The 17424-nt window shown below is 70.1% G+C and carries 15 protein-coding genes; 8 read left to right on the top strand and 7 right to left on the bottom strand.

The features are described from left to right. Nucleotides 1-80: 80 nt before the first annotated feature. Both NMI01S_RS14215 and NMI01S_RS14210 read left to right on the top strand, forming a co-directional pair. Complete coding sequence (locus tag NMI01S_RS14215; RefSeq protein WP_062997342.1) at nucleotides 81-1607, top strand: MFS transporter; 1527 nt, start codon at nucleotides 81-83, stop codon at nucleotides 1605-1607. 64 nt (nucleotides 1608-1671) lie between these two features. Further along, nucleotides 1672-2538 (top strand): SDR family NAD(P)-dependent oxidoreductase, encoded by an 867-nt coding sequence (locus NMI01S_RS14210; RefSeq protein ID WP_245716859.1) that lies wholly within the window; start codon nucleotides 1672-1674, stop codon nucleotides 2536-2538. A 9-nt stretch (nucleotides 2539-2547) separates the two neighbouring features. Here the strand turns inward: NMI01S_RS14210 and NMI01S_RS14205 are convergent, their stop codons facing one another. From NMI01S_RS14205 to NMI01S_RS14195, 3 genes are all read right to left on the bottom strand, one after another. After that, on the bottom strand, nucleotides 2548-3375 hold the full coding sequence (locus tag NMI01S_RS14205) for an alpha/beta fold hydrolase (protein ID WP_062997340.1): 828 nt from the start codon (nucleotides 3373-3375) through the stop codon (nucleotides 2548-2550). Nucleotides 3376-3511: 136 nt separating this feature from the next. Then, nucleotides 3512-4489: a zinc-binding dehydrogenase gene (locus NMI01S_RS14200; RefSeq protein WP_062997526.1), complete on the bottom strand. Its 978-nt coding sequence runs from the start codon at nucleotides 4487-4489 to the stop codon at nucleotides 3512-3514. Between the two features lie 33 nt (nucleotides 4490-4522). Next, nucleotides 4523-5086, bottom strand: a complete 564-nt coding sequence (locus NMI01S_RS14195) for a TetR/AcrR family transcriptional regulator (RefSeq protein WP_174554519.1) — start codon at nucleotides 5084-5086, stop codon at nucleotides 4523-4525. Nucleotides 5087-5233: 147 nt separating this feature from the next. Between NMI01S_RS14195 and NMI01S_RS14190 the strand changes: the two genes are divergently transcribed. From NMI01S_RS14190 to NMI01S_RS14175, 4 genes are all read left to right on the top strand, one after another. Beyond that, entirely contained in the window at nucleotides 5234-6073 is an 840-nt protein-coding gene (locus tag NMI01S_RS14190) for an oxidoreductase (RefSeq protein WP_062997338.1), read from the top strand. A 49-nt stretch (nucleotides 6074-6122) separates the two neighbouring features. Then, nucleotides 6123-6755, top strand: coding sequence for an urease accessory protein UreF (locus NMI01S_RS14185; protein WP_062997336.1), 633 nt, complete (start codon nucleotides 6123-6125; stop codon nucleotides 6753-6755). A 112-nt stretch (nucleotides 6756-6867) separates the two neighbouring features. Further along, nucleotides 6868-7581, top strand: a complete 714-nt coding sequence (gene ureG, locus NMI01S_RS14180) for an urease accessory protein UreG (protein WP_062997334.1) — start codon at nucleotides 6868-6870, stop codon at nucleotides 7579-7581. After that, nucleotides 7571-8260: an urease accessory protein UreD gene (locus NMI01S_RS14175; RefSeq protein WP_062997332.1), complete on the top strand. Its 690-nt coding sequence runs from the start codon at nucleotides 7571-7573 to the stop codon at nucleotides 8258-8260. Before ureG ends, NMI01S_RS14175 begins: the two co-directional genes overlap by 11 nt. A gap of 124 nt (nucleotides 8261-8384) precedes the next feature. On the opposite strand, the gene NMI01S_RS14170 is transcribed toward NMI01S_RS14175, so the two are convergent. Together NMI01S_RS14170 and NMI01S_RS14165 are read right to left on the bottom strand one after the other, a co-directional pair. Then, nucleotides 8385-9947, bottom strand: coding sequence for an NAD(P)/FAD-dependent oxidoreductase (locus NMI01S_RS14170; protein ID WP_084512951.1), 1563 nt, complete (start codon nucleotides 9945-9947; stop codon nucleotides 8385-8387). Nucleotides 9948-10085: 138 nt separating this feature from the next. After that, nucleotides 10086-10751: a TetR/AcrR family transcriptional regulator gene (locus tag NMI01S_RS14165; protein WP_157126172.1), complete on the bottom strand. Its 666-nt coding sequence runs from the start codon at nucleotides 10749-10751 to the stop codon at nucleotides 10086-10088. An 86-nt stretch (nucleotides 10752-10837) separates the two neighbouring features. Between NMI01S_RS14165 and NMI01S_RS14160 the strand changes: the two genes are divergently transcribed. Further along, nucleotides 10838-12301, top strand: coding sequence for a cytochrome P450 (locus NMI01S_RS14160; protein ID WP_062997328.1), 1464 nt, complete (start codon nucleotides 10838-10840; stop codon nucleotides 12299-12301). 36 nt (nucleotides 12302-12337) lie between these two features. On the opposite strand, the gene NMI01S_RS14155 is transcribed toward NMI01S_RS14160, so the two are convergent. Together NMI01S_RS14155 and NMI01S_RS14150 are read right to left on the bottom strand one after the other, a co-directional pair. Continuing rightward, nucleotides 12338-13228, bottom strand: coding sequence for a serine hydrolase (locus NMI01S_RS14155; RefSeq protein ID WP_084512971.1), 891 nt, complete (start codon nucleotides 13226-13228; stop codon nucleotides 12338-12340). A 126-nt stretch (nucleotides 13229-13354) separates the two neighbouring features. Continuing rightward, nucleotides 13355-13561, bottom strand: a complete 207-nt coding sequence (locus NMI01S_RS14150) for a hypothetical protein (protein ID WP_025349494.1) — start codon at nucleotides 13559-13561, stop codon at nucleotides 13355-13357. Between the two features lie 363 nt (nucleotides 13562-13924). Between NMI01S_RS14150 and recC the strand changes: the two genes are divergently transcribed. Further along, nucleotides 13925-17389 carry an exodeoxyribonuclease V subunit gamma gene (gene recC / locus NMI01S_RS14145; protein ID WP_062997327.1) on the top strand — a complete coding sequence of 1155 codons (3465 nt, stop codon included), beginning with the start codon at nucleotides 13925-13927 and terminating at the stop codon, nucleotides 17387-17389. The last annotated feature ends 35 nt before the right edge of the window (nucleotides 17390-17424 follow it).

The following is a 17424-nucleotide window of genomic DNA, read 5'->3' as shown; positions in this document are numbered from 1 at the left end:
ACTCGCTTTCCTTTCTGCGGCCGGATGCGTACGCTGTACCCCGGTCGCGTACGACGTACGCATGAAATGAAGGATAGGTGATGGTCGGCATTGAGACCTCGGCGGCGGGTTACACCGCGCCGAGCGCAACCCCCCGGCGGGCGTGGCTGGGTCTGGCGGTGTTGATTCTGCCGGTGCTGCTGGTGTCGATGGATATGTCGGTGCTGTACCTGGCGATGCCGACGCTGACCGAGCATCTGGACCCCTCGGCCGAACAGCAGCTGTGGATTCTCGACATCTACGGATTCATGATCGCCGGACTGCTGATCACCATGGGCAATCTCGGTGACCGCATCGGCCGGCGCAACATATTGCTCGCCGGCGCCACGGTTTTCGGCCTCGCCTCGCTGCTGGCGGCCTTCGCGCCCAGCGCCGGGGTCCTGATCGCGGCGCGCGCGCTGATGGGTGTCGGCGGTGCGACGCTGCTGCCGTCGAGCCTGGCGCTGATCTCGAGCCTGTTCCCCGACGCGCGGGCCCGCGGCACCGCGATCGGCGTCTGGACGGCGTTCTTCGCGGGCGGTTCGGCGGTGGGGCCGGTGATCGGCGGCCTGCTGCTGCACAAGTTCTGGTGGGGTTCGATCTTCCTGATCAATACGCCGGTGCTGCTGGTGCTGCTGGCGCTGGGACCGCTGCTGCTACCCGAACATCGCTCCGCCGGTCGCGGACCGCTGGATCCGGTGAGCGTGATCATGTCCATCGGCGGCATCCTGCCGCTGGTGTACGCGGTGAAACGAGCCGCGGCCGAGGGCGTCGACGCGGTCTCGGTGGTCCTCGGCCTCGCCGGTGTCGCGGTCTTGGTGGCATTCGTGCGACGCCAGCGCACCCTCGCCGAACCGCTGCTGGATCTGAGTTTGTTCCGGCGCGGACTGTTCCGGGTGGCGATCGGGTCGTCCACGGTGGGCATGATGTCGCTGGCCGGAATGAGCTATCTGACCAGCATGTATCTGCAATCGGTGGCCGGACGCGACGTTCTGGGCGCGGCGCTGCTGGGTATTCCGGCCGCGATCGCGGTGTTCGTGTGCTCGATGGGCGGGGCACGGGTGGCGCGCCGGCTCGGCACCCGCGGATCGTTCGTGCTGGCGTTGAGCGCGGCCGCGGTCGGCAATCTGCTGTTGCTCGGTATCGGCGTCGACGGCGGAATCGGCTGGTACATCGCGGGATCCACGATCGCGGGCCTCGGCTACGGCATCGTGTTCACCCTGGTGTCGGAGGTCGCGGTGTCCTCGGTTCCGGCCGAGCGGGCGGGATCGGCGGTCGGCATCTCGGAAACCAGTTTCGAACTCGGTAACGCGCTGGGACTGTCGCTGCTGGGTTCGCTGGCGGCGCTGGTGTTCCGATCGGGTGGCGATTTCGCCGACACGCTAGGCGAGACGCTCGTGCGCCATCGCGGCGATGCGGCCGCGATCCATGCCGCGCAGAGCTCGTTCGTCACCGGCATGCACACCGCGCTGGCGGTCGGGGCGGCATTGCTGATCATGATGGCGGTGACGGCGGCGGCGACCTCGGGCCGGCGGCGCCGTCGCGCGGTCGCGGTGGATGCCGCGTCCGCGGCGGCGGGAGCGCGCTGACCCGTTCCCGGTCGCGGTGACGATTTCGGCCCGCCGGGCCGAGCCGCCCAATACAGTTTCGGCTGTGACAGATACCGCCTCACCGAACCGTCCGCTGGCCGAGCGGGTCGCGACGCGGTTGTTGTATCCCACGTCGCGGCCCCGGGACGCGGCGTTGCGCGAGGCCGTGTCGGGGCGGGTCGTGCTGGTGACCGGTGCCTCGCACGGCATCGGGAAGGTCGCCGCCGCCAAATTCGCCGCCGCCGGAGCCGTGGTGGTGATGGTGGCGCGCTCGGCGGGGGAGCTGGAGGCCGTGGCCGACGACATCACCGCGGGCGGCGGCATCGCACACACCTACAGCACCGACCTGACCGATATGGACGCGGTGGACACCTTGGCCCGCGACATCCTCGCCGCGCACGGCCGGGTGGATGTGGTGGTCAACAACGCGGGCCACTCGATTCACCGCTCGATCGAGCAGTCCTACGACCGCTTCCACGACTTCACCCGGACCATCGATATCAACTACCTCGGACCGGTGCGATTGCTGCTGGCCCTGCTGCCGGCGATGCGGGAGCGCGGCCGCGGACATATCGTCAACATCTCCACCTGGGGGCTGCGCATGCCGCCCGCGCCGCGGTGGGCCGCCTACGGCGCGTCGAAGGCGGCCTTCGACCAGTGGTTGCGCACGGTGGCGACCGAGGTGGCGGCCGACGGCGTGACCGCCACGTCGATCTACATGCCGCTGGTGCACACGCGCATGAGCGCGCCCACCGATTTCGGCTCCATGCCGGGGCTGACCGCCGCCGAGGCCGCGGATCTGGTGTGTCACGCCGTCGTCGCGAAACCGGTGGAGATCTCGCCGTGGTGGAGCGGTCCGCTGCAGGCGTGGACGGATCTGACCCGCGGTCCGATGCAGCGGCTGATGGCCCGCAGCATCCGATTCACCTGAACCGGTCGCTCAGCTCTGCAGGAACGCCAGCAGATCGGCGTTGAAACGCTCCTTGTCACCGGGGACCAGGGCGATGCCATGGGAACCGCCCTCGTAGACGGTGAGCGTCGCGTCCGGGATGATCTTCGCCGCCTTGCGGGCGGTGGCGTCGATAGGCACGATCTGATCGTCGTCGCCGTGCACGATGAGCGTCGGCACGTCGAACTTCCGCAGATCGGCGGTGAAATCGGTGTAGGCGAAGGCGTCGACACAACGCACTCCGGCCTCGATCGCCTCGTGCATCGCCATGAACCAGAACGCGTCGCGGTTGCCCTGAGTGGCTTTGGTGCCCGGCCGGTTGGCGCTGAAGAAGCCCTCGGACGTGTCGCGCCAGAACTGCGAGCGTTCGTTGAGAATGCCCGTCTTGATCTGATCGAACACGTCGTCGGGCACGCCTTCGGGGTTGTCGGTGGTGCGCGCCATCAGCGGCGGGATAGCCGACAGCAACACCGCGGACCGCACACGCCCGGTGCCGTGGCGGCCGATGTAGCGTGCCAGTTCGCCACCACCCATGGAGTGGGCCACCAGCGTCACATCGCGCAGGTCCAGCCGGGTGAGCAGATCGTTCAGATCGTCGGCGAAGGTGTCGAAGTCGTATCCGCCCCACGGCTGCGCCGACCGCCCGTGTCCGCGGCGATCGTGCGCGATACCGCGAAAACCGTTGTCCGCGACGTGTTTCAGTTGATCGTCCCAGGCATCGGCGTTGAGCGGCCAGCCGTGGATGAAGACCACGGGGCGGCCCGAACCCCAGTCCTTGTAGTAGATGTCGACCTCGTCACGCGTCGTGCACACAGGCATGGACGAACCTCCTCGCGTGCGCCCGCCGGCCTCGGTCGCGGGCCGTGAGAACGAGACGCGATCTCCAGCGTAGGAGCTGCGACCGAGGCGAGGGGCTACGAATCGGTTACGTCAGCAATCGATCAGCTACCGATGGTTACGGCTCGAGGACGACCTTGCCGACGGTGGCGCGATCCTCGAGCGCCCGATGCGCGGCCGCGGCGTCGCCGAGGGCGAAGCGGTGCACCGCCGGGCGCAATTGCCGGGATCCCGCGGCGGCCAGGGCGCGCGTCTCCAGGGCCTCGATTCCGCCGCCGCGTGCGAGCATTTCCGGGCCGAGGACCGAGCGCGAGGTGATGCCGCGGGCGGCGAGCTCATCGGGCGCGAACTCCAGTGCGGTATCGCTCCAGCCGAAGACGAGATGGGCGCCGCCGGGCGCGAGCAGTTCGACCGCGGCCCGGCCGGCCGCGCCGCCGACGCCGTCGAAGACCCAGTGCGCGGGCCGCTCGCCGAAGCGTGCGCGCACCGCGTCCGACCAGCCCGGGTCGGTGTAGTCGAGGGCGAGATCGGCGCCGTTGCCTTCCACCGTGGCGACCTTGGCCGCCCCGCCGGCCAGTCCGACGACGGTGAGTCCGGCGGCGCGCAGATACTGCACGAGCAGGGTGCCGATCCCGCCCGCCGCGGCCGGCACTACCGCGAGTTGTCCCGGCTCGATGTCTTCGGCGAATCCCAGGATGCCCAGGGTGGTTCGGCCCGTACCGATCATCGCCACCGCCGCGGCCGGATCCAGGGTGTCCGGAATCCGGTGCAGCCGTTGCGCATCCGCGACGGCCAGTTCGGCGTAGCCACCCGGCGCCGCGCCCAGGTGGGTGACGACCCGCGTGCCCAGCACATCCGCGTCGACGCCGGAGCCCACGGACTCGACGACGCCCGCGACTTCGCGGCCGGGGATCGTCGGCAAGGGCGGAAGTGGGTAGGGGCCCGGCAGGCCGCGGCGTAAATGCGTGTCCACCAGGTGGATTCCCGCTGCGGCGACGGTGATCCGGACCTGTCCGGCTCCCGGTAGCGGATCAGGGACCGTCTCGTAACGCAGGTTCTCGGCCGGGCCGAATTCGTGCAGGCGTATCGCTTTCATGATCACAGCCTGCAACCTCGACCATTGTTTAGGTCAAGCGCGGGTGGACATGTCGCGCGCGGCGCCCGCGCCGCGCAGCAGGGTGTCGACCACGATGTCGGCCGCGCGGGCGGGATCGAGTTGCGGGAGATTCTCGGCGGCGTTGACCATCAGCTGTGCCAGCAGGGTCGAGACCCAGCCCTCGGGCAGGCCGGGGCGGAGCAGGCCTTCGTCGGTGGCCCGGCGCAGAAAGGTGTCGACCTCGGCGATCAGGGGTGCGCGGCGTTCGCGAATCGTCTCGTCGGCCACGAGTCTCGCCGTCTGCACCGGCCAGCGGCGGTTGACGCCGATGATGGCTTCGACGTACCGGTGCAGGGCTACCGCGACCGGCGCCTCCCGGAGCCGGGCGCTCGCGACGGCTTCCTCGACCGCGTCGTATCGAGCCTGGTAGACGGCCGCGAGAAGGTCGTCGCGCGAGGCGAAGCGGCGGTAGACGGTGCGCCTGTCCACGCCGGCTTCGGCGGCGATGGCCGACAGGCTCGCGGACGGATCGTCGGCCAGCAGCCGGGCCCCGGTGGTCAGCACCTGTTCGATATTGCGGGCAGCGTCAGCTCTCACCGCTCCAATGTACCCATGTGAGCAGCAGATCATTGAATAAACGCTACGTTGCAGCAGCGCAAATCAAATTAAGTGCTACATTGATGTGACGGTTGAGTCGTATCCGGTTGTTCCGAGAGCGGCCGGACGTGGGACGGAGGAACGAATATGGCCGGAACATGGCTGATCACCGGTGCGTCGCGGGGCCTGGGACGCGAGCTGACCGAGGCCGCGCTGGCCGCCGGGCACCGAGTCGTCGCCGGTGCGCGGCGCCCCGAACAACTCGACGAGGTGGTGCGGCGCTACGGTCCGCACCTCCTGCCGGTGCGACTGGACGTCACCGACCCGGCGGCGGCCGAGGCCGCGGTGCGCGCGGCCACCGATACCTTCGGCTCGCTCGACGTCGTGGTCAACAACGCCGGATACGCCGACAGCGCACCGATCGAGGAGATGACCGCCGACGATTTCCGGGCGCAGGTCGAGACCAACCTGTTCGGCGTCGTGCACGTCACCCGCGCCGCACTGCCGGTGCTGCGGGCCCAGCGCTCGGGGACCTTCGTGCAGATCTCCTCGATCGGCGGCCGCGTCGGTGGTTCGCCCGGGCTGGGCGCCTATCAGACGGCGAAATTCGCGGTCGAGGGATTCTCCGAAGTGCTGGCGAGCGAGGTGGCCCCGTTCGGGGTGCGGGTCGTGATCGTCGAGCCGGGTGCCTTCCGCACCGACTGGCAGGGCGCCTCGATGGCCATCCATCCGGTGGGAGCCGACTACGAGGCGACCGTCGGCGCCGTCCACCGCTTCCGCCGCGACAACGACGGATCCCAGCCGGGCGACCCGGCGCGCGCTGCCCGCATCATCGTCGAGGTGGCCGGCTCGGACGAACCGCCACGCCGCCTGCTGCTGGGCAGTGATGCGCTGGCCGCGGCCAGGGCGGCCGGACGGGTCCGGGCCGAGGAAACCGAGAAATGGGCCGCGGTGAGCGCCTCGGCGGACTTCGCGGCCGCGGGCTGACCCGCGCGGTTCTAGGATCGGAGATCGTGCCCGGCCGCAGGAGATGCCCATGAGTCTCGCGATGGTGATGTCGCTCGCCGACTCGCGGCTGCCCATCGGCGGGCACGTGCATTCGGGCGGGGTCGAGGAGGCGGTCGGTTCCGGGCTCGTGCGAGACCTCGACACGGTGGCGGCCTATCTGCGGCGCCGGATCCGCACCACGGGTCTCGTCGCGGCCTCGTTGTCGGCGGCCGTCTGCGCGGGCGTGCTGACGCCCTCGGCGGCCGAGGCGGAAGCCGATGCCCGCACCCCGGCGCCGGCGGCGCGCACGGCCTCGCGGGCACAGGGCCGTGGACTGTTGCGGCTCGCGAAACAGGTATGGCCGCAGCATGATTGGTCCGACCTGGGCATGCGGCCGCACCTGTCCACGGTGTTCGGTGTCGTGGGCAGGGCCGCGGGGCTGCGGCCGGTGGAGATCGCCGGGGTCGTGGTCTATACGACGATGACCGGGGCCGCCACCGCGGCGCAACGGTTGCTCGCACTCGATCCGGCCGCGGTCGCGGCGATCACGCTGGAGCTGGCCGCGCTGTGCGACGACACGGCCCGCACGGCCACGATGGGCCCGGCCGCCCTGTCCGATCCGCTCGGCGACGTACTCGCTCAGCGCCATCTCGACCGTGAGATGCCGCTGTTCGCGTCGTAGCCTGCGCGGCGGAGCAACCGCCGGCCGGAGATTCGCCGGCCGGGGAGGTAACACCGGGTTCACATGAATCGGCCACGATGATCGTCGAGAGTCGAGGCCCGAAGGAGAGCTCATGCCGCCGCATCTGATCGATGGCGAACCGCACGATCACGCCCATGACCGCCCCAGGCGGGTGCGCACGCCGGGGGAGCCGGTTCGCATCGGGATCGGCGGGCCGGTCGGATCCGGGAAGACGGCCCTGGTCGCGGCGTTGTGCCGGCAGCTGCGCGCGGAACTGTCGCTGGCGGTACTGACCAACGACATCTACACCACCGAGGACGCCGACTTCCTGCGCCGGCACGCGGTCCTGCCCGACGAACGGATCAGCGCGGTGCAGACCGGCGGTTGCCCGCACACCGCGATTCGCGACGACATCACCGCCAATCTCGACGCCATCGACGATCTGATCGAGGCGAATCCGCCGCTGGATCTGATTCTGGTCGAATCCGGCGGCGACAACCTCACCGCCACCTTCTCCGCGGGCCTGATCGATGTGCAGATCTTCGTCGTCGACGTGGCCGGCGGCGACAAGGTGCCGCGCAAGGGTGGTCCGGGCGTGACGTTCTCGGATCTGCTGGTGATCAACAAGACCGACCTGGCGCCGATGGTCGGCGCCGACCTCGAGGTGATGCGCCGCGATTCCGCGGCGGTACGCGCGGGCCGCCCGTTCGTCTTCAGCTCACTGACCGAGGATCCGGCCGCGACACCGGTGCTGGCGTGGGTGCGCGATCAGCTGGACGCGGTGGCGGCCGCCGAGGCGGCCGGGGAAAGCGCTGTTGCGCACTGAGATTCGCATCGTCGCGCGTGCCGGGGCGCGGCCGTGGTCGGCGGCCACCGGCGCGCTGGCGGTCCGCTGCACCGGACCGGATACCGTGCATCTGATCGGTGCCGCGGCCACGCCGCTCGGCGGGGACGAACTCGATATCCGCGTCGCGGTCGAGCCCGGTGCCCGTTTGGTGGTTCGCTCGGTGGCGGCGACGATCGTGCTGCCCGGCCGCATCACTCGGATGTCGACGGCGTCGTGGTCCTTCGACATCGGCGCGGGCGGCGAATTGGATTTCGATCCGGAACCGACGGTCGTCGCCGGCGGAGCCGAACATCGCGCGGTCACCACCGTGCGGCTGGCCGCCGATGCCCGGATTCGTCTGCGCGAACGCGTGCAGATCGGCCGCACCGGCGAGGATCACGGTCGCTGGTGCGGGGATCTCGTCGCCGACATCTGCGCCCTGCCGCTGCTGCGGCATCGCCTCGAACTCGGCGTCGGTACCGCCGCCGACGACCTGCTGTCGGCCCCGCGCGCGCTGTGCAGCGAACTGCGATTCCCCGACGAGAGCCCCGCCGCGACCATCGGCGTGGCCGCCGCGGTCCTACCGCTCGCAGCCGGGGGTTCGCTGTCGACGTGGACGGGCGCGCGACTGTCCGACACCCCGGCGACTTTTCGCACTCCAACCGCCGCGGCGGGGTGAGGAGGAACGCCGGCCCACCGCGGGGTTGAGGGATCGGCCGTGCGCTGCGACAGACATGAATACACGAGGGCCGCGAGCGTATCGGCTCGCGGCCCTCGGTCGAGCGGTTGATGAACGGGGGTACTCAGCCCGCTTTCGGCTGCGACGAGCCGGAGGCCGTCGACTCGCTGGAGGCAGTGGACGCGCTCGTGCCGGAGTCGGTATCGCTCGTTCCCGAGCCGGATTCACTTGTGCCCGAGGGTTTTTCGCCGTCCGGCGTAGTGACCGCGGACTTCGCCGGCGGTTCGCCGGGTGCGGCGGGCGGAGTCGTGCTGCCGACCTCGGTCTGGACCGCCCGGGCGTCGGTCTCGTTGCCGTTCATGGCCTCGAGGGCGAGCCGGGCGAAGACCCACTGTTCGGTGGCCGCCATCTGCCCGCGGTTGCGGCCGAGGAAGGCGACGAACCACTGGAACACGGTGACGGTCCGGCTGCGATAACCGATCAGGTAGTACAGGTGCAGCACCAGCCAGATGAGCCACGCGAGGAAGCCGGAGAACTCCAGCTTGCCGATCTGGCAGACGGCGTTGAACCGCGACACCGTCGCCATACTGCCCTTGTTGAAGTACTTGAACGGCTTGCGCTGATCCGGGGTCTGCTTACCGGCGACCTCGGCCTTGATCTGCTTGGCCGCGTAGGTGGCGCCCTGAATGGCGCCCTGAGCCTGACCGGGTACGCCGGGCACCGCCATCAGGTCGCCGACGACGAAGACGTTCGGATATCCCTTGATCGTCAGATCCGGTTCGACCACGACCCGCCCGGCCCGGTCGGTTTCGGTGCCCTTGGACCGTTCGGCCAGCATCTTGCCCAGTTCACTGGCCTGCACACCGGCCGACCACACCTTGCACGCCGACTCGATGCGCCGCTCGGTGCCGTCCTTGTCCTTGACCGTCACGCCACGGGCGTCGACATCGGTGACCATGGCGTTGAGCTGGATCTCCACGCCCATCTTCTCGAGGCGGCGCTGGGCCTTGCCGCCGAGTTTGGGACCCATGGGCGCGAGCACCGCCCCGGCGCCTTCTACCAGCAGGACGCGAGCGTCGCGCGGATCGATGTTACGGAAGGTGCCGACGAGGGTGCGGTCGGCGAGTTCGGCGATCTGCCCGGCCAGTTCGACGCCGGTGGGGCCCGCGCCGACGACCACGAAGGTCAGGAACCGGTCGCGCTCCTCCTGGGTCTTGGCCAGTTCGGCCTCCTCGAACGAGCCGAGGATGCGCGCGCGCAGTTCCAGCGCGTCGTCGATGGTCTTCATGCCCGGCGCGTAGGTGGCGAACTGATCGTTGCCGAAATAGGACTGCTGGGCGCCGGTCGCGACGATCAGGCTGTCGAAGGAGGTGACGGTGTCCTGGTTGAGCAGTTTCGACGTCACGGTCTTGTTCACCAGGTCGATATCGTGGACCTCGCCCAGGATCACCCGCGTGTTGTGGTGTTTGCGCAGCACGATGCGGGTGGCGGGGGCGATCTCACCGGTGGACAGGATGCCGGTGGCGACCTGGTAGAGCAGCGGTTGGAACAGGTGCGTGGAGGTCTTGGAGATCAGTACGACATCGACGTTGTCGTGCTCGAGATGTTTGCACGCGAACAAGCCGCCGAAGCCGGATCCGATCACCACCACGCGGTGGCGTCGGTTCTCGACAGTTTCGGTTCCCATCAGCGCTCCTCGCCGGACGTTCGGTCTACGACAGGCTCAACGGTAGTCGGCTGCCCGGAGGCAGTCACGACGAGCACCGAATGTCGGCGCGTCCGCGCCTCGGGCCCCGGTTTCGGCCCGCACGGGGCGGGTATGCGATCACTTCGGCACCGGCTCGGCCGCGCCCACCAGCGGCCCGACGAGGCGGTCGCCGCCGATGCTCTCCACGGTCGGCCACAGGAAGGCCGCGAGTTGATCGACGAATTCGGCGCGGGAGCGGGTCGGCTGCTGTATCCAGGCCTCGGCCGACATGAGAATGGCGCCGACGGTGGCGGTCGCCCAGATCCGCGCCAGCGCCGGGTCGGCGTCGAGGCGGCGCAGGATGATGTCGAAAATCGATGTCGCCCAATCGGATACGCGGGTGAAGAACGGCCGGTGCTCGGCGTCGCCGCGCTCGAGCCGCTGCATCATGACGTGGTGCAGGTTGGGATTGGCGTCGACGAAATCGCACATCAGGGTGACGACCGCCCGCAGCAGCTGCCGCGCGGGTAGCGGCTGTGCCAGGAGATGGTCGGCGGCGGCGATGATCGCGTTCATATGTCGCTCGGCCAGCGCATCGATCAGCGCCGGGAGGTCCGGGAACACCGCGTATACCGCGGTGCGCGCGTATCCGGCCTCGGTGGCGACCTGCGCGATCGTCATGCGCGATCCGGAGCCGGCCACCACCCGCTCGGCCGCGTCGAGGATCTCCGCGCGTCGGCGGTCGGGATCCCGGGGTGGCCCGGGCGGGCGGCCTGGACGCCGAATTTCTGTGTCCCTTGTCACAGCGCGATACTACCTCTAATGTACGAGGTGTACTTTTTTGCGGCCGGGCGGCGTGGCGCGGTCGCTGTATTCGGGAGGCATCAGTCATGGTCAGCGTCGACCCGCGTCCCTCCGCCGCCGAGCGGGAGAACATCGGCTTCATCGAAATTCCGGACGGCCGTCCCATCGACCGGCTGCTGCACCGATTACCGGCCCGGGAACAGGTCCTGGCGACACCGCCGCGGGGCAGTGCGGCGTCGGCCGTGCGCGGCGACGCCGGACTGCCGGTGCTGGGCCGCTCGCTGCAGTATCTGCGCTGGGGTCCGGCCGAGATGTACGACCGCTACCGCCGCTACGGCCCGGTCAGCTACAACAAATCCTTCGGTATCGACCGTGTCCTCGTCGCCGGTCCGCAGGCCGTCGACGAGGTACTCGGCAAGCGGCGCAACGATTTCGGGCAGGGCTGGGACTTCCTGATCGGCTCGTTCTTCCGCCGCGGACTGCTGCTGCTGGAATTCTCCGAGCACATGTTCCACCGGCGCATCATGCAGCAGGCGTTCACCCGCGAGCGGCTGGAATCGCATCTGGCGCAACTGAGCCCGGTGGTCGAGGCGGCCGTCGAGCGCTGGAGTCCGGCCGGTGCGCGCACCCTGCGGTTGTATCCGACAGTGAAAGATCTCACTCTCGAGATCGCGACCGAAACCTTCATGGGGGTCGACGCCGGGCCACAACGCCACCGGCTCGGACAGGCCTTCCTCGACTGCACCCACGCACCGCTGGCGCTGGTGCGCTATCCGGTGCCCGGCGGTGCGTGGCGCGCCGGCCTGCGCGGGCGCCGGACGCTCGAGGAGTACTTCACCGCGATGGTGCCGCAGAAGCGTCGGGAAGCGGGTGCGGACTTCTTCTCCGCGCTGTGTCACGCCCGCGCCGAGGACGGTGCGATGTTCTCCGACGCCGACGTCGTCAATCACATGATCTTCCTGATCATGGCCGCCCACGACACCACCACCACCACCGCGACCTCGGTCGCCTACTACCTGGGCCGGCACCCGGACTGGCAGCAGCGGGTGCGCGCCGAGGCGCAGGCGCTGTTCGACGAGCTCGACGGCGCGCCGCCGACGATCGCCGACCTGGATCGCCTGCGGGATCTGGATCTGGTGATCAAGGAGAGCCTGCGGCTGGTGCCGCCGGTGCCGGGCCTGGTGCGCCGCGCCGTACGCGACACCGAGGTGGCCGGTCACTACATTCCGGCCGGAACCCACGTCGACGTCGCCTACGGCGTCAACCATCTGATCCCCGAATTGTGGTCGCATCCCGCGCGTTTCGACCCGGAGCGGTTCACCGAGGGCCGGCGCGAGGACAAATCGCACCGGCTGGCGTGGATGCCGTTCGGCGCGGGGGCGCACAAATGTATCGGCATGCATTTCGGCACCCTCGAGGTGAAGGTGGTCATCGCCGCGATGGTACGCGCCTACCGCTGGCACATCCCCGACGACTATCTGATGCCGTGGGGCTTCAACACCATCCCGTTCCCGCGCGACGGGGCGCCGATGCGACTGTCGCGGCTGTGACGTCGATGCGGCTCACCGCAGTGAAGTCGGTACGGCTCACCGACCGGCGAACAGCAGCTGCGCGACGTGCGTGGTGGTCTCCTCGCCGTCGGTGTAGCCGCCCTGGTCGCCGAGCGAGTTCATCACCGCGAGGGTGTAGCGCTCACCGGGCCCGGCGAAGCCGACCGAGTTGACCACCCAGCCGCCGTTCTCGTCGGACCAGCCGTTCTTGAGGCCGGGGTGGTTGGCGTCGCCGGCGCCCCACACGCCCCAGTGCTGATTGGTGTCGACCTTGCGCATCCGGTCGAGCAGATAGCCGCGGTCGTCGGGGTTCATGTGGTCGAGCACGTTGTTCATCAGCCGATCCAGATCGGACGGCGTGCACTGCTGAAAACCCCAGTCCGGGAACAGATGCCCATTGCCGTTGGTCGGGCGCGGCACCAGCCCGGTCATCCCGTTGGCGCGGAAGGCGTTGTTGAACGCCTGCCGGTCCGGGCCCGCGTACTTGTTCCACAGGAAGTCCGCCGCGGCGTCGTTGGAGGTCGCCAGCATGGACTCCATCTGGGTGCGGTCCTCGGGCGTGAGCGCGATCGCGCCGACCCGCGCCCGGTTCAGCAGATCCTCGGCGATGGCCAGTTTGATGGTGGAGGCGGTCCAGAACAGGGTCTCGGCGTTGCCGTTGGCGTAGGTACCGCCGGTGACGCGGTCACGCACCACATAGCCGGTGACGCCGGGCCGGGAGGCCAGATAGTTGTCGACGGCCGCGATCCGGCTGCTCATATCGCAGTCGAAGCCGTCGCGGCAGCCCTGCATGCGCAGCGGGACCGCGGCGGCCGGAGCGGGATCCAGCACGGGGGTGCCCGCCATCAGCGCGGCGGCGACGACGCAGGCGCCGGCGGCCAGGCGGGTGGTTCGAATGCCGCGGGACGCGGTCCGGGGATAACGCACGGTGAGCCACAATAGCCACAAATGCGCCGATCACGCACGTCTTGAGGTCGGCCTGCGGATGTGCTAGCTACGCAAAGATCGTTGCGGGCCAGCGCATTTCGGCCATATCGACCGCAATGACGCAGGTCAGCGGAATGCTGCGAGCAATTCCTCGACGCTGCGGCCGTTGAGCCGATAGCAGTGCTCGAAGGCCTCGGAATGTCCGTCGCGGGCCCAGCTGTGCAGCACCACGCCGCGGCCGTAGTGCCGGGAGTTGATCAATTCCCACGTCTCGCCCGATCGCCGTACCGTGAACCCGGATCTGGGTACGAGGGGGACCACCGTCGCAGACATGAATCGAACCAGCCTTTCGATACCGCTTCTCCCGAAACCTCCCCGCAGAGCACTGTCGCACACGGCGGACCCGGTATGCGGGTGACACGCGGTGGCGGATTGCGTTCGTGATAGCCGAATGGTCATGATGGCCGGATTCGATTGTGTTGCCGAATGTTTGGTGACATGCTGCGAAGAAGTGCAAATCGGTGGTAACGGGCGTTGGCGGGACGGTTGCGGCCGGCTCAAACCGCAGCGTTCGCGGAGTGCGGCGCTCCGAGGCGGGTCGGTGTCGCCGGGAGCGGTGGCCGGGTTTGTAGGATCGGGCGCGCCGCATCACCGCGACAAGGGATCGCGCGCGAGGGACAGAGAGGCGGTGCGCAGGTGCTGCACATCCACCGGGCCGAGTCGGCGCGCACGCTCGCCGACGCGCTCGCCGCGATGCTGTCGCATCCGCTGCCGGATCCTTTCGCCGCCGAGGTCGTCGCGGTCGGCGCGCACGGCGTGCAACGCTGGCTCAACCAGCGGCTCGCGGTGACCCTGGGCGCGCGAACCGGCGACGGCGTGGCCGCCAACATCGACTATCCGACCCCTGCGGCACTGGTCGCCGGCATCTCGGCCACGGCCTCCGATATCGCCGCCGACGCCGACCCGTGGGCGCCCGACCGGCTGGTGTGGCCCGTACTGGCGGCGATGGATGCCGCGGTCGGTGAGCCGTGGGCGGCGGTGCTGGCCCGGCATCTGGGCGTGGGCGCCGGGCCGGCCGAGGCGTACCGGGCGGGGCGGCGGCTGGGCACCGCGACGCATATCGCGACCCTCTTCGACACCTATGGCACCACCCGCCCCACCCTGATCACCGACTGGGCCGACGGTGCCGACACCGACGGCTGCGGCGCCGACCTGCCCGACGACCTGCTGTGGCAGCCGCGACTGTGGCGGCGGGTACGCGAGGCGATCGGCGTTCCCGCACCGGCGCAGCGGCTCGACGCCGTCTGCCGCCGGCTGCGCACCGATCCCGCGAGTATCGATCTGCCGCAGCGTCTTTCGGTCTTCGGACTGCCTCGGATCGCGGCCGCGCAGCTCGCGGTACTCGAGGCGGTGGCCGAACACCGCGACGTGCACCTCTGGCTGGCCCATCCCAGCCCGGCGCTGTGGGAGCGGTTGCGGTCGGACACGGATGCCGCGGCGGAGGGGGTCGAGGTCGCCCGTCCGGCGGCTGGTGGCGCGGCCGGATCCGACGAGACCGCGGAAGGTGCTGCCGGGCTCGCGGGCGCCGCGACGATCGTGCGAACCTGTCCCGCGGCACCCCGGCGGGTGGTGGCCGATCCGATCGCCCGGCATCCGCTGCTGGCGGCGCTGGGCCGCGATGTGCGCGAGGTGCAGAACAGGCTGGCGACCGTGGATTTCGCCGACCAGCACCATCAGCCTGGTTCCGGTGTCGAAAAGGGTACGGGCACAGTGCTTTCCGAGGTGCAGGCGGCCATCCGCGCGGACCGCTGGCCACCGGTGACGCGCGACGCCGACGACAGCGTGCAGATCCACGCCTGCCACGGCCCCGCCCGGCAGGTGGAGGTGTTGCGCGATGTCCTGCTCGGCCTCTTCCAGCGTGATCCCACCCTCGAACCGCGCGATGTGATCGTGCTGTGCCCCGATCCCGACGGTTACGCCCCGCTGGTGCGGGCCGCCTTCGGCCAGGGGCCCGCCGCCCTCGACGACCCCGACGCGAATCCGGCGCACGGCTTACGGGTGCGGCCCGCCGAACGCAGTGCGGGCGCGGCGAATTCGGTGCTCGCGGTGCTGGAGGATCTGCTGGCGCTGGCCGAGGGACGTGTCGGCGTCACCCAGGTGCTCGACCTCGCGGCCACTGAACCCGTCCGGTATCGCTGCGGATTCGACGACGACGATATCGAGCGGCTGCGCGAATGGGCCGCCGAAACCGGCGCCCGCTGGGGGATCGGGCAACGGCAGCGGCAGGCCTTCGGACTCGCCGAATTCGGCCAGAACACCCTCAACGCGGCGGTCGACCGCATTCTGCTCGGCGTCGCCGCGGGGGAATCGGGCGAGGACTGGCTGGATCTGGCGCTGCCGCTGGACGACGTCGACTCCGGCGATGTGGACCTGGCCGGGCGTTTCGCCGAATTCGTCGACCGGCTCGCGGTCTGTGTGCGCGATCTGAACGGACCCACCCCGGCCGAACCCGCCGGTGCGCCGCGACCCGCCCGGCAGTGGCTGCAGATCCTGCATCGCGCGCTCGATCTGCTCACCGATCTGCCGGCCGCCGCGGCCTGGCAGGGAGTGCAGGCGCGCCGGGAACTGGCCGCCGCCTTCGAGCACGCGGAGGCGGCCGAGTTGCGGCTGCCCGATGTGGTCGCCGCCCTGCGGGCGCGGTCCCGGGCCCGGGCGCCGCGCTCCAATTACCGCACCGGTGAGCTCACCGTCTGCGCGCTGGCGCCGATGCGGTCGGTTCCGCATCGGGTGGTGGTGCTGCTCGGGCTCGACGACGAGGTGTTCCCGCGCACCGGCGGCATCGACGGCGACGACGTCACCGCGCGGGAACCGCTTGTCGGAGAACGCGATCCGCGCAGCGAGGATCGCGGGCTGCTGCTCGATGCCGTCCTCGCCGCCGAACAGCATCTGGTGGTGCTCTACACCGGTGCCGATCCGGTGACCGGTACGCCCCGGCCGCCGGTGACACCGCTCGCGGAACTGATCGACGTGGTGCGCGCCCACCGCGGGGCCGGTGAGGTGGTGCGGCGGCATCCGCTGCAGGCCTACGACGGCCGCAATTTCGACGCGCTCGACCCGTTCGGTTTCGACACCCTCGCGCTGGCCGCGGCCCGCGCCGCGGCTCGCCCCGCGCAACCGAGCCCGCCGTGGCTGCCCGGCCCACTGCCCGCCGTGGCGCGCGCGGATGTGGAACTGGCGGAGCTGGTGTCGTTCGCCGAACATCCGATCCGGGCGTTCCTGTGGCAGCGGCTGGGCATCCGAGTGCCGGAGGAGGACGAGGACATCGACGAGCGCCTGCCCATCGAACTGACCGGGCTGGCCACCTGGAACATCGGCGAACGCATGCTGGCGGCCCGGCTCACCGGCGCCGATCCGGGCGCCCTGCGCGCCGCGGAATGGCGGCGCGGCACACTGCCGCCGTTCGGTCTCGGCGCTTCGGTGCTGGCCGAGGTGGAATCCACCGTGGACCGGCTGGTGCAGGTCGCCGCGCCACTGCAGCAGGCGCCGGCGCGAACCATCGATATCGCGGTGGATCTGGGGTCGGGGCGGCGGCTGACCGGGACGGTCGCCGATGTGCACGACGACGCCGTCGTGCGCGCCACCTATTCGCGGCTCGCGCCCAAACATCGGATGGCGGCGTGGGTGCGGCTGCTGGCGCTGGCCGCCACCGAACGCCATCAGAGCTGGCAGGCCGTGAGCATCGGGCGCGGCAAGTTCGGCCGCCCGGCCTGGCGTTCGTCGCTGACCGCACCGGCCCCCGCGCTCGCCGCGGACCTGCTGCGCGAGCTGGTCGACCTGCGCGAGGAGGGTTTGGCCGAACCACTGTCGTTCGCGCCGTCGGCCTCGGCGGTGTACGCCGAACGCCGCTGCCGCGGAGCCGATCTCGACTCCGCCCGCGCGGCCGCGGAAGAGGAGTTCTACGGCGGGCCGAAGGGGCCGCGCCCGTTCGGTGATCACACCGACCGCTACCTGACCTACCTCCGAGGACCCGAACCGACCTTCGAGCAACTGGAAACCCCACTGCCGGAACCGGACCGCTACGGCGAGACCACCACCTTCGGCTCGGTGGCCCGGCGACTGTGGAATCCGCTGCTGGCCAACGAATCCCAGGGGCAGCCATGACCGAGGAACTGTTCCCCGTCGCCGATCTGCGCGCC

This window comes from Nocardia mikamii NBRC 108933, from assembly GCF_001613505.1.
Lineage (GTDB): Bacteria > Actinomycetota > Actinomycetes > Mycobacteriales > Mycobacteriaceae > Nocardia > Nocardia mikamii.
This window is presented reverse-complemented; position numbering and strand designations above follow the sequence as displayed.